The organism is Bacillus sp. NPDC094064 (genome assembly GCF_050279585.1).
Lineage (GTDB): Bacteria > Bacillota > Bacilli > Bacillales > Bacillaceae_G > Bacillus_A.
Window position 1 is genome coordinate 100,632 of sequence record NZ_JBNNUI010000008.1, and the last position, 12,289, is coordinate 112,920.

Annotated in this window: 8 protein-coding genes and 4 pseudogenes; 2 read left to right on the forward strand and 10 right to left on the reverse strand. The window is 33.4% G+C overall.

Translation table 11 applies throughout. From position 1 onward, the window contains the following. Nucleotides 1–633: 633 nt before the first annotated feature. The 4 genes and pseudogenes from ACQKNI_RS18715 to ACQKNI_RS18730 all read right to left on the reverse strand — a co-directional run bounded on the left by ACQKNI_RS18715 (nucleotide 634) and on the right by ACQKNI_RS18730 (nucleotide 5,461). Nucleotides 634–2,901 carry an N-acetylmuramoyl-L-alanine amidase family protein gene (locus ACQKNI_RS18715; RefSeq protein ID WP_427282605.1) on the reverse strand — a complete coding sequence of 756 codons (2,268 nt, stop codon included), beginning with the start codon at nucleotides 2,899–2,901 and terminating at the stop codon, nucleotides 634–636. 350 nt (nucleotides 2,902–3,251) lie between these two features. After that, a pseudogene (locus ACQKNI_RS18720) lies at nucleotides 3,252–3,611 on the reverse strand (DM13 domain-containing protein); the annotation flags it as partial. 81 nt (nucleotides 3,612–3,692) lie between these two features. Continuing rightward, nucleotides 3,693–4,751, reverse strand: a complete 1,059-nt coding sequence (locus ACQKNI_RS18725; RefSeq protein ID WP_098882616.1) for a sensor histidine kinase — start codon at nucleotides 4,749–4,751, stop codon at nucleotides 3,693–3,695. Beyond that, nucleotides 4,748–5,461 (reverse strand): response regulator transcription factor, encoded by a 714-nt coding sequence (locus tag ACQKNI_RS18730; protein WP_000745801.1) that lies wholly within the window; start codon nucleotides 5,459–5,461, stop codon nucleotides 4,748–4,750. The genes ACQKNI_RS18725 and ACQKNI_RS18730 overlap by 4 nt, the downstream gene beginning before the upstream one ends. Before the next feature lie 398 nt (nucleotides 5,462–5,859). On the opposite strand from ACQKNI_RS18730, the gene ACQKNI_RS18735 reads away from it, so the two are divergent. Continuing rightward, nucleotides 5,860–6,714 carry a phospholipase C gene (locus ACQKNI_RS18735; protein ID WP_088232757.1) on the forward strand — a complete coding sequence of 285 codons (855 nt, stop codon included), beginning with the start codon at nucleotides 5,860–5,862 and terminating at the stop codon, nucleotides 6,712–6,714. A gap of 51 nt (nucleotides 6,715–6,765) precedes the next feature. Here the strand turns inward: ACQKNI_RS18735 and ACQKNI_RS18740 are convergent, their stop codons facing one another. The 3 genes from ACQKNI_RS18740 to ACQKNI_RS18750 all read right to left on the reverse strand — a co-directional run bounded on the left by ACQKNI_RS18740 (nucleotide 6,766) and on the right by ACQKNI_RS18750 (nucleotide 9,877). Beyond that, nucleotides 6,766–6,894 carry a hypothetical protein gene (locus ACQKNI_RS18740; protein ID WP_255287979.1) on the reverse strand — a complete coding sequence of 43 codons (129 nt, stop codon included), beginning with the start codon at nucleotides 6,892–6,894 and terminating at the stop codon, nucleotides 6,766–6,768. A 5-nt stretch (nucleotides 6,895–6,899) separates the two neighbouring features. Further along, nucleotides 6,900–7,970, reverse strand: a complete 1,071-nt coding sequence (locus tag ACQKNI_RS18745; RefSeq protein ID WP_098252213.1) for a tetratricopeptide repeat protein — start codon at nucleotides 7,968–7,970, stop codon at nucleotides 6,900–6,902. Nucleotides 7,971–8,173: 203 nt separating this feature from the next. After that, nucleotides 8,174–9,877, reverse strand: coding sequence for a M4 family metallopeptidase (locus ACQKNI_RS18750; RefSeq protein WP_098882618.1), 1,704 nt, complete (start codon nucleotides 9,875–9,877; stop codon nucleotides 8,174–8,176). Nucleotides 9,878–9,998: 121 nt separating this feature from the next. Between ACQKNI_RS18750 and ACQKNI_RS18755 the strand changes: the two are divergent. After that, nucleotides 9,999–10,076: pseudogene (locus ACQKNI_RS18755) on the forward strand (IS6 family transposase); the annotation flags it as partial. Nucleotides 10,077–10,149: 73 nt separating this feature from the next. On the opposite strand, the pseudogene ACQKNI_RS18760 reads toward ACQKNI_RS18755, so the two are convergent. From ACQKNI_RS18760 to ACQKNI_RS18770, 3 genes and pseudogenes are all read right to left on the reverse strand, one after another. Continuing rightward, a pseudogene (locus tag ACQKNI_RS18760) lies at nucleotides 10,150–10,308 on the reverse strand (IS6 family transposase); the annotation flags it as partial. 227 nt (nucleotides 10,309–10,535) lie between these two features. After that, nucleotides 10,536–11,360 (reverse strand): VanW family protein, encoded by an 825-nt coding sequence (locus tag ACQKNI_RS18765; RefSeq protein ID WP_098882619.1) that lies wholly within the window; start codon nucleotides 11,358–11,360, stop codon nucleotides 10,536–10,538. A 316-nt stretch (nucleotides 11,361–11,676) separates the two neighbouring features. Further along, a pseudogene (locus ACQKNI_RS18770) lies at nucleotides 11,677–12,289 on the reverse strand (IS6 family transposase).

A 12,289-nucleotide genomic window follows, 5' to 3' on the forward strand; every position in this document is an offset into this window, starting at 1 on the left:
CTTTTTTCTATTAAAAAATTAGGCAGTGTTCATGATATACCAGAAGAAATTGTTAACAAATTAATTAGAACCTATTCTCCTATTACATCCACAGTTGAAAAAGAAGTGCTTCTTTTATAAGAAATTTTTTTCTAAACATACAATCTTCTTTTGATATAGAATTCTCCACTATACTTTTTGAGTGTTGTTCACATAAAAAAAAAGACATCCTGCCGGATGCCTCTCCAAAGTTTCTCAGTTTACACATTTTACGAATTTGATAGGACGTTAGGTTCGAATCTAACGATTAAGGAAAAAACAATGCGTTCTATTACATTATATACTAATCTTGACTAGCAACTCTATGCAATTTTACATATTGGACATAACCCATGCCTATCTACTTAAAATTTAAAGTTCTGGTGCAAAAACTTTAAGAAGGAGTCTTCTTGACTAAAATGATAAATTGGACCATATTATAGGGATAAAATCCAGTACATAATATGGCCCATTTTGTATATAAGCTAACTCTTCAAACGATTTTCTCACTCACTGAGTGGAACAGGCATTTTTATTTTTTAGGGTTGTATGCTTAAATCAGGTAAAGGCATCCCTTTTAACGAGTCATACTTATAAAAATAGACTTTTTTTGTATCACTTATAGCCTTTGTGCCCATGGCTGTCAAAATTATAGGTTTTCCCATTAATTTCAACCGTGGTATCTGTATAAATAGACCCATCCTCTTTAGCATAATAAGTAAAGTATCCGTAATCAGGGAAGTGGTATCCGCCACCAACTTGGAACCATCCTATTTTAGCTGCTCCAGACTCATCGAAGTAATACCACTTGCCATCGATTTCTTGCCATCCTGTTTGCATTTCGCTCTTATCGTTATAATAGTATATTTTATTGTTAACTTTATCAAACCCAGTTAGCTTAGCTTCCCCGTCCTGATTAAAATAATATCTTTTTCCTTCAATAGGTTCATGACCATCGAAAGTATAGTGTTTGCCACCCACGAAATGATATTTTTTACCATCAATTTCTTTCCAACCAGTATAGGCAGGCCCTTCTTCGAAACTGTAATAAACCAGTACGGGTTGATCCTTTTCATCAAATAATCCAGGTAAAAAGATTTTAGAGACACCATTTTTTCTAATAGAACCATCTTTTTCAAACACCAACTGTTTCTCATTAAGAGTAACGTAAGTTATTCTATTTAGTGCTTTTCCATTCAAATCAGTAGCTCTCTCAAGCACACCTTTGTCAGAAAAGTGAAGAATGACCCCTTGATCTTCTAGACGCAATTCATTTGTAGTAGCATAGGAACCTTTAAAATAATAAATTTTATTATCAATTTCTTTCAATCCGTCTTCATCAATAAACGCTCCTGAAGCATCTGAATATCCCAGTTCTTTCCATGCTGATTTCTGCAGAACACCGTCATCGTTGAAGTTATAGTACTTTCCATCAATTAATGTGTCAGTTCCACCTCCTGAGACTCTGTCATTAAGCCTTGGATTAAAATAATACGTATTCCCCTCGATTTCTTGCCAGCCCTTTAAAAGAATTCCTGAAGAATCCGCATAATAATGAGAGTCCTGTTTCTTTATCCAACTATTCGTTATCAATTTTCCAGAATTGTATGCAGTCCATATAGAGGGATCTTTTTCATCAGCTTTGAACTCCAATCCGCCATACGTCATTCCTTCGTGTTTCTTTGTCTCATTTACCTTACTAGGATGCCAATCAATTAACCAATTACGAATTTCATTGTTGGTTTTTCCTTGGAAACGAATGTCAGAACTCAACGCATTATTGGTAGTGAATCCTTTACGATCCTTAGTATCTGCCAAACGTGTTCCATTCTTGTTTACCAAATTGAATTTAAGTAGGTCGGCAGCAGAGTTTTCGATTTGAACAAGTTCTAATACTTCGTCATCACCAATCGAATCTGAATATTGAAGTCCATTTCCTTCTTTCCCCGAAAGATACTTCGAACCTTTTTTTAAAACTACTTTATTGCTTCCTTTTTGAATCGGGATAATTTGATAAGTTGTATCAGCACCCTCTAATGAAGTATGTCCTAATGAAATCTTTGTTTCTAGAATCAGATTCGTATCTGCAACTACATTTACTACGCGGTTATTAAAATCTGCAAGAGTTTCAGAGTCATTCGTAACATAATTAGAAAGAACTTCTTTTCCTACCGGCTCTGAAGTTATCGTTGCTAGCATTTGTTGTTCTTTTGGTAGTTCCTTAAAAAGTTCATCCTCATTAACACGAATATCAGGCAAACCGCTCTTCAGATAAGCATTTGGGAATGTTTCTCGTAAATATTTACCTGCTAAATTATTTTTACGACCGCTATTATCACTTTGTAGATAATAGGTTTTGAAAGTTGCAAGTGCAACACCCGTTTTTCCTTCATCTAATTGTTTTTGTGTAATATACAAAATATCATGTTTAGATGGTGATGGCTCATCAGGAGTTAAGTCTACTATTGTACCAGCTTGCTTAATACGAATTTGTTGCCCATGCTTGATTGTTTTATATTCAACATTCCCATCAGCATAAGCAATTTTAACCTTCTTGCTGAAATTTGTATCTTTATAATAATCAAATACACTAATACTAAACTCTCCCTTTTGGAATGTAGGAGCTTTGTAAGCAATGTTTTCATGCACAGCATAATAATAGCTTTTTACATCGATTTGCTCTAACCAATTCCCAAACGGCTCTTTAAGAAACGCATCATAGATACTTCCAAATGTTGTAATAATCGTCGCGGCCGTATCAACATCTGCTTTTACCTTATTTTCCGTTAATGGACCCGCTAATGGGGTAGCGCTGAATAAAATACCCATTGCAATTCCTACAGGTAGGATTTTTGGTACCTTTTTTTTGTATTTCTCATTCATAACGTCATTCCTCACTCTATGTTTATTTATTTATTTTTTTCCTACTTATTAAACTGAATTTAATGTTCGGAAGCTCATCATAATATAAATATCTTTCTAATTCCTTTCATAAATGTTACAAAAGTCTTTCGTAAAATTACAAATAAATCAGATTTATACGAATTTCGATCTATTTAATTCACTAACCAAGAGGGTGTTACCAAACGATTATTCTGCTTCTTTACAGTTATTTATAGAAATACAGCTCGTTCCTGCCTTCTCTAAATCTTCACGCAACTTCTCCTTCTTCCATACTTTCTACAAAAAAACAGGTGATAGATTTCAACTCTATCACCTGTTTTTATTATTTTTTATTTTGCAAAATAAGGTGCACCAACGTTTTCATTAAATCTCTTACATCTTACAGAAACTGCACCGTATGTACTTACATCTATCTCATTAGGAATTTCATAGTTTTGATCACCTTTGTTGCCTTTTAATTTTCCTAATTTAATATACTTATAATTTTTAACATCCTCATTATTTTTCAATTGCTTCGTAGGAACTAAAACAACTCGAACGTCCGGGCTATTAGAAGTTGAAAAATTAGTAAGGTGTAAAATATGTTTACCATCAGCTAATTGATAGATCGTTGCTACTCTAGCTGTTTCATGGACACCGTTCTGCAACTGTCCTTTGGTTATTATTTGTTCTTGTAGTTGAGATTCTTTTGATTTTATTTCTATTATGTATGTTAACAAGGAAGTCTATCATTTCGATAACATAACTATTACAAAAGTCTTGCAACGATCTTATTTCTTTTCTGGAGTAATGGGAAGAGTAAACCAAAATTCACATCCCTGTTTACCATCCGAACGATCTCGAACGCCAACTTCTCCTTTGTGCAGTTCAATTAATGATTTTACAATGGCTAATCCGATCCCTGAACCTCCAGATTGTGAACTTCTTGATGGGTCCGTTCTGAAAAAGCGTTCAAATATGCGCAATTTATCATTAGGGGAAATGCCTTCTCCTTCATCGCGCAATATAAATTTGACTTGCTGCCTCTGTTTATTATCTTCTACGATCAACTCGATTTTTCCAGATACAGGGGAATGTCTGATTGCATTGTGTAACAAATTACCGATAACTCGTGCTATTTTACATGGCATAATCCAAAGTCGAGGTAATGTGTCGGAAACATGTAATTGTAAATGGATATGTTTCTCCTCTAATAAGATAGAATGTGAATTTAGTACTTCTAGTAGAACACTGTCCACATGTGATAAACTTGGATAAAACTCTTCTTGTCCTAGTTCTAACTTTGAAAGATCAAATAAGTCATTGATTAATCCATTTAATCGTTGTATTTCTTTTAGGATTGTCGTTATGTACTGCATTTTCATGTCAGGATCTTCAATTAAATTATCTTGTAATGCTTCTATCATCAATTGTACGCTAGCCATAGGTGTTCGTAAGTCGTGCGAAATATTCGCTATCAGCTCTGTACGTGCTTTTTCTCCTTCCTCTAGCTTAGTAAACCCCTCTTCTAATTTTTTCGCCATCTGTTGAAAAGCTGTTGCTAATTCTTTAAACTCTTGTGGTTCTTTTCCAATTATATATATCGTTTCAAAATGTCTATCACTAAATTGTTTTGTTAATTCAATTAAATTTTGAATAGATCTCATAATAGGACGTGTAAGTAACCAGTAAAGGAAGGTTGAAAAAATCATTGCTATGATTGCAATTCCTGTTAATAATCGTGTTTGTTCCGGCTTAAGTAACATTTTCGTATCACTATACCATATAGCAACGACCATAACACTCATGCTTAATAGATTCATCAGTAACAATTGATAACGTAATTTCATGTTTCATTTCCTCCATTTGAATCAAAGCTATACCCTATTCCCCAAACCGTATGAATCCAACGGTTCTTTGTTGAATTCTTCTCTAATTTTTCACGTAAACGACTCATTAATACCGTTACTGTGTTCGTACATCCTTCATACTCAAACTCCCAAATTTGTTCAAGGAGTTGTGAACGAGAAAACACTTGTTTTGGATGGGTGGCCATTAAATAAAGTACCTCAAATTCTTTATTTGTTAACTCAACTTCACACCCACAAACAAGTACACATCTCTTCGTTGGATAAATCTCCAAATCTCGGAACTTTATTACTTCTGATACAGGTTCTCTCGTTTCTATAGTTGTCTGATTTCCTCTTCTTAATATAATTTGAACCCTTAGTACTAATTCGCGAGGTGAAAACGGCTTTGTTACATAATCATCTGCTCCCATTGTTAAGCCCAAAATTCGATTTCTTTCTTCTGACCTAGCGGTTAACATAATAATAGGAACATTAGATTGTTGACGAATTTCCTCGCATAGTTCCCAGCCATCTTTTTTCGGCATCATCAGATCTAAAATAATTAAATCTGGTTGATATTGCTGAAATATATACCAACCCTCTATTCCGTTTACAGCTGTATATACTTCATAGCCTTCCCTTTCTAAGTACCGTTTGCATATTTCTCGGATATTGTCTTCATCTTCTATGATTGCAATTCTTTTTTTCATTCGTAAAATCTCCTCGGTTCTTTTATTGATAGCGAAAAAATATTTCTCTTATTTACTCTTAAAGAATATATAAGTTATTCATATAAACGTAACAGAATATTATTGCCAATTGATAATAAAACACATTAAACGTACATTCAATAGAAATCATAATTATATACGTCAGATCGTCATTTTAACACAAGAATACTGTGTGCCTAATAGTTCTCAATCCAAGTAACCTCTGTGATTTTTGCCCATGTTTCATAATCTGCCATGGAACAGTCTAATTAGGTTTTTTAATGAATTTAAATATGCAATTTTACATATATTCAAAAAACAATCTACTTCCTTATTGGTCAATGCTAAGATTATACATGAGGGTGATGTTAGATTATATATCAAATGGAGGAATATTTATGAAAAGAAAAATTTTTGCTTTAGCTTCAGTAATTGCTTTATCAGCCCCTATTCAAAGTGTGGCGTTTGCACATGAAAATAACCATCAATATGGGACATCTTTTGGTCATAAGTGGTCCGCAGAAGCCATCCATGATGAAGGAGTAAGTACTCATTTATGGATTGTTAACAGAGGCATTGAAGTTATGGCCCAAAATAAGACCGTTGTGAAGCCAAATGAGATATCTCTATTAAATGAATGGCGTAATGAGTTAGAGAAGGGTGTCTACTCTGCCGATTATGAAAATCCGTACTTTGATAATGGCACATTCGCTTCACACTTCTATGATCCTGATACAGGAAGTACGTATCTTCCACTTGCCAAACACGCAAAAGAAACAGGAGCAAAATATTTCAAATTAGCTGGTGAATCCTATCAAAATAAAGATTTTGAAAATGCATTTTTCTACTTAGGATTATCACTTCATTATTTAGGGGATGTTAATCAGCCTATGCATGCAGCAAACTTTACCAACGTTTCGCTTCCTATGGCCTTACACTCAAAATATGAAAACTTCGTCGATACTGTGAAAGACAATTATAAAGTAAAAGATGGAAATGGCTATTGGAATTGGAAAAGTGTAAATCCAGAAGATTGGGTTCATGCTTCTGCAGTTGGTGCAAAAGCAGATTTCCCACTAATTGTTAATGATAAGACAAAAAAGTTATTCATAGATGCTGCTATATCACAAGACGCTGCTGATAAATGGCGTGCTGAAGTAACACCGGTAACTGGAAAACGTTTAATGGAAGCACAACGTATTACAGCTGGATATATCCACTTATGGTTTGATACATATGTGAATAATAAATAACAAAATAAGAAAAGAGAGTCCTTTTTTAAAGAAGGCACTCTCTTTTTTCAATTAGATAGTTTCTCCATGATCTAAACAAAGTAGATTAACTTTAACTGATTGCTTTTCAATAGATTGATTAGCAATACCAAAAGATAAAATCCCTGTAAAAATCATTACAGTTAAAAGTACTTTTTTCATTATTTTCAGGCTCCCTTCTCTAAATCCTTTTTGTCAGCATCTAGAGCCATGTGAAGGTATCTACTGGCTTGTTCATAATTGTTGAGGTCATAGAACTTATTTCCGAGAATTGAAGCATATGTTTTTACATGACCCCATAGATTTTCTTTCTTGAAGTAATGGATTCCCATCATAATAACTTTCTCTAACTCCTCAACCTTAGATTCCTTATTCAGTTCTCTTAAGATAGCAAAATGGTACTTATATTCTTTAAGTGTTGTAAGGTTATATCCCTGATCAATTAGATTTGCAGCAAGAAAATTATCTCCTAACTTATAGTATTCCCTTGCTAATAAAAACAGAGTTTTAGGGTTATTATTTAAAGAATCCTTTAAATATTTAATCGCTAACTCTGGAAGGTTTTGATCTGCATATAATAATCCTAAATTATGTTTTACTTTACCTATTAGTTTTTCTTCACTATATTTTTCAAATATTCTAAGAGCCGAAATGAAATTATCCTCCGCAATTTCATACAGTCTAAGTTTAGTACAAGAAAGTCCTATGGTATTTTTACAGGAAGCAACTTTTATTTCATACCCTGTATGTTTAGAAAATATCTCTTTTGCCTTATTTGCATATTTAGCAGCCAACAATGGGTTTAAGGATTGATAATGGAATACTGCAAACATGTAATCAAATTCAGCCTTTTCTAATTCATCTGGAATAGTTGCTAAAAGTTTTTCAGCCTTCTCATATTGTCCCTTAGCTTCATTATGATTTCCAATTGAAATTGCATAAATAGCTTTGAAGAAATGATAATAATATTTCAAATATGTTTCAGCTTGCTCTGGAAATGGCGTAATCTTTTCTAGACAGTCTTTAGAACCATCTATATCACAAACCAATAAATTATATCTAAAGTTAAGTAGTGAATAATAGATAGAGATATTACTATCTCCTTCAATACTATGAGTATTTCTATCTATTTCTTCTTTTAAGTGTTTAGCTTTTATTATATGTTGAGAAATAATTGCATTATACCAACTGCTTAATAATGTTATCATTTCTTCCTTTTCGATTATATGTGCATCCATAATATCCTTCACCCTAATATATTAATTATTATCATAAAAGAACAAATTTTCTGGTAATTCTTTGTAAAAAGTTAGATAATACTTAATGTACTATCTAACTTTCCATAATATAGTCGAAACACTGGCAGAACACGGCCTATCTCTTGCTTATACAATAATAATGCGATGAGTTCTTCAATGTCGATAAGAACTATATTTCTCGTTTACTTAATTTTTGCTGCATCAAAAGCCTTTTGAACCGCTTGAACTTCAGTTGAGTTTGCTCCATATTTATTCGTCGCAACTCGAATGCATGCTTGTCTCAATTCAGAGAAATCAGAAGTCATGTTTAATTCATCAGTATTTGCATAATGGAAAATATCAAACATTTTATCCTCGCCAATTCCTTTTACAGTTACACCGTTATGAGTTCCACCTGTTGCAATTAGATAAGCAACTTTATTAATAATACTTGAGTTAAAATGAACGCCTCCTTGATCCCATCCATTAAAATCGTTAAATTCACTATAATCATCTGGATAAGGTACCCCAGCTGAAGACGGAACTGAAGACGGATTTGCCATATCACGGAAAACTGATCCAGTTTGTTCTCCCATTGTCCAGTTAAAAGTCCCATTATTTATGTATTTCTCAATAGATGTTCCCATAATATCAGACAATGCCTCGTTAATCGCACCAGATTCTCCATAGTATTCAAGATTAGATTCACTAGATGTAACTGCATGTGTAAATTCATGTCCCGCTACGTCATATGCCTTTACAATAGGGTCTCCATATACAAGCATACTACCATTATCAGCACTTAACGCATTCTCCCAATTTTTCGGATCATTTGTATCCTCAGAGTCCCATGCGTGTACAACTGATACTACTTTTTGTCCTTTATTATCAAAACTATTACGCTTGTATTTATCTTTATAAAAATCATATACTTTTGTTGCTAAGTAATGAGCGCTTACCGCCTTTGGATCATTAAACGTTGTTGAAGTGCTAGTTGCTAATGTTCCAGGATAATATCTCTCTTCTTTAGTAATATCCCTGTAATTCACATCATATGTTTCAATTCCCTGCCCTCGTGTATAATCAGCAAGCGCATATTTCCCGTTACTTTGTTTAGAAATGCCGAATGTACGAGATACACCTAAATCATCTTTTCCTGTCCCGGTTAATGGTGCAAGGTTATTTTTTCTACTTTCTTTTAAGGCTCCAACAAGCTTTTCACTTGCTTTTAAGTCCGATTCTTTCAACATATTTTTCAACATTTCTCCATTATGTGCATTCACTAAATAAGTACCAGATACATAGTTTGGTGTTGCAGCTTCAAATGTAACTTGGTATGCATTGCTAGCTTGTCCATTATTTTCATCAACAAAAATAACTTCCTTTACTTCTGGCTCAGAAATAAACTTGATATCGTTCCCGTACTTTGTATAAATATATTGTTTTGCTTCTTCTTTTGATAGATTAATAGCCTTTTTCAAATCTTCTTGTTTTAAATTTTGCGCACTATCTCCTGAAACACTTTTAATAACACCCTTATTATCTACGTGTGCAGTTAATTGATGGCCATATACTTCTTTTCCTTCATATGTTTGTTGCAAACGCACTAGTGTAGTTCCATCATAAGAACCACGTTTTTGAAGGACTTTATAATCTACTCCTGTTTCTCCATTCACTTGTTTTTGAGACAAAGCTTGCTCTGTTTTCTCCTTAAGAGCATCTTTTACTACATTCTCTGGTGCCTTTTGTGATGGTTGCGTAAGTTCACCTGTACGGAATGAATCCTCCTGAATTTGAACTTGTAGTTGATCTGCTTCCTCTGCATGACCTACTCCGTATGATGTTACAGTTGTTAAAGCTAATCCTGTTGTTAATGCAACTGTAGCTAAAGTTTTTTTATTACTCATATTTTTCACCTCATATAATTTTCTAAAATATTAATCTCACGAAAATTATACTGTCTATCCATGTCGAAAAAAAGGAAAATACTGAATTTATGTAATTTTATGCAAAATTACATAATTTAAGATGGAAGAACGTGGACTATCTATTGCTCATACAACCATTATTCGCTGGATTCACCAGTATGGTCCTGAATTAGATGAGTGAGTACCGCATCATCGATTCTGGTGCAAAGTTTTTTTATAGATAGAAAGTTAGGATGGGGTATAGCTGAATTCTATACAATTGTGAGTAATTGCTGTAATTCATTGTACGTTGAAAAAAAGAAGTTTGACTGCAAACTTCTTTTTCGTTTATATATAGCATGAATCGTTGCGATTCCTTTCAAAGTGCACGAAGCATGGCGAAGACTTTGAAATCCTGCAGATTTGGCAAATATCCAAACCTACAGGGGGAATTCTTCTCCTTGCCCCCTCGCTGATTAGCTGGGGCAAAAGGTATCCTTTTGACAATCACAAGAGGTTTGCATACAACTCCTTATCCTCCTGTCCCCTTATGGGTCCGTTGACATATGCCATGCAACTTCCTTCACTTTTTTATTTGTTCTATTCATTAAGCAATGCCCTCAAGCTTTTTTTACATCTATTTTTTTTGATGATCCCCTTATAAAGAATCTACTATTTTTTCATCATCCACTTTATATTTTACTAGGCAATCATTTTCTATAATAAGTTCTTTATCAACTAAATTTCCTGTAACACGATCCACTATTTTTTTATAAACTTTATTTTGCCTGTATACTTGACCGTCTTCTTTTTTTACAAAACGATGATCCTCTTCAATAATAGAATACTTATATGGTGGATATTGGGATGCTCTAATTTCTCCGTATATGTATTCTTCGTCAATATGTAGATTAACTTGGTAAGGAATGTTTGAATTGTTTTTCAATTTCAAATCAATTATATTATTCATCAACGTGGCGCCAGTTCCAAATGGAATCACACGTCCATAATCAGGGAATGGATCGAAACTATGACGATACCTTTCTACTGTTTCCAATTCTGTATGAAGAAACATCCAGTAAAGAAGATTCCCTAACTGACAGAGACCACCACCTACTCCTTTTATCGCTTCACCATTCATTAAAATAATGCCTTCTTTATACCCTGCCTTTTTACTAGAATCACCTACAAGATACCAAAAAGAAAAAGTTTCTCCTGGTTTAATTACTACCTTATTTATTTTACTTATAGCTAATTTCAGATTAGTAATTTTATTGTATTGCAGCTGCATATCCGTATCGCCTAATTTTCTAATAAGTAAAGATTTATGTTTATAAATTCTATAAGATAATGGATTTTGTTCAAATGTTTTTGAGAATTTATGTCCTTCCAAACGGTCAAAGATTTTTTTAAACAACCTTCGTTGTCTAATCCTGAGAGGAATTAAAATAGGGAACTTTTGTGTTAATAGTTTTCTTGTCATTGAGTGTCGATCTCCTTAAAAACTACATTCCTGATCACTAAACAATTATAACAAGTGCAATCCAAAATATAGTTCGTAATATATAAACCATAATATCATTTCTCTTTTAAAATTAACCCTCGAAAAAAACCCCTAATGTTTACTAAAAAATAGCAGGAATTTTCTTGTTTTTGGGTGTGAGTGTTGGCTAGTCGTATGGGGGCTAAAGCCCACATAGCGTTAATCGGTTCTGTTGCAAAGTTTTTTTACAGATAGAAAGTTAGGATGGGGTATAACTCTATACAATTGTGAGTAATTGCTGTAATTCATTGTACGTTTAAAAAACGAAGTTTGGCTGCAAACTTCGTTTTCGTTTATATATGGCATGACTCGTTTCGATTCCTTTCAAAGTACACGAATCCTGCAGATTTGGCAAAGCGACGTTTTACATGTCTATGGTCCTGTTCTATGAGATTATTCAAATGCTTGATTGTACAATGAGTTGTTTATAAAATCCTTATTCCTTTAATTTTTTGAGTGCACAAAGTAATACCGGTGCTTTATCTGTTGTTAGAACCGTTGTGTTTTCACTAATCTTTTCATAAAGGCATACGCAGCCTGATAATCTCGTTTTTTACGAAGTTGAATATCCAATGTGTACCTTTCTTTATCAATTGTACGATATAGGTAACACCATTATCCTTTGACTTTTATATACGCCTCATCCAATTTCCAAAATAGTTGCACTCTTTTATTTTTCTTCTTCCAAATATGATAGATCAGATGCTCATATTCATGAATCCAGCACATAATATTTGTTGGATGAATTGAAACACCACGTTCTTTCAAAATTTCAGAGATATCACGATAACTTAAAGAAAAACGCCAATAGTAGCTAACGGCTACCAAAATAATATCTTTTTGAATTGTTTTCCTTTAAAATATCTCAT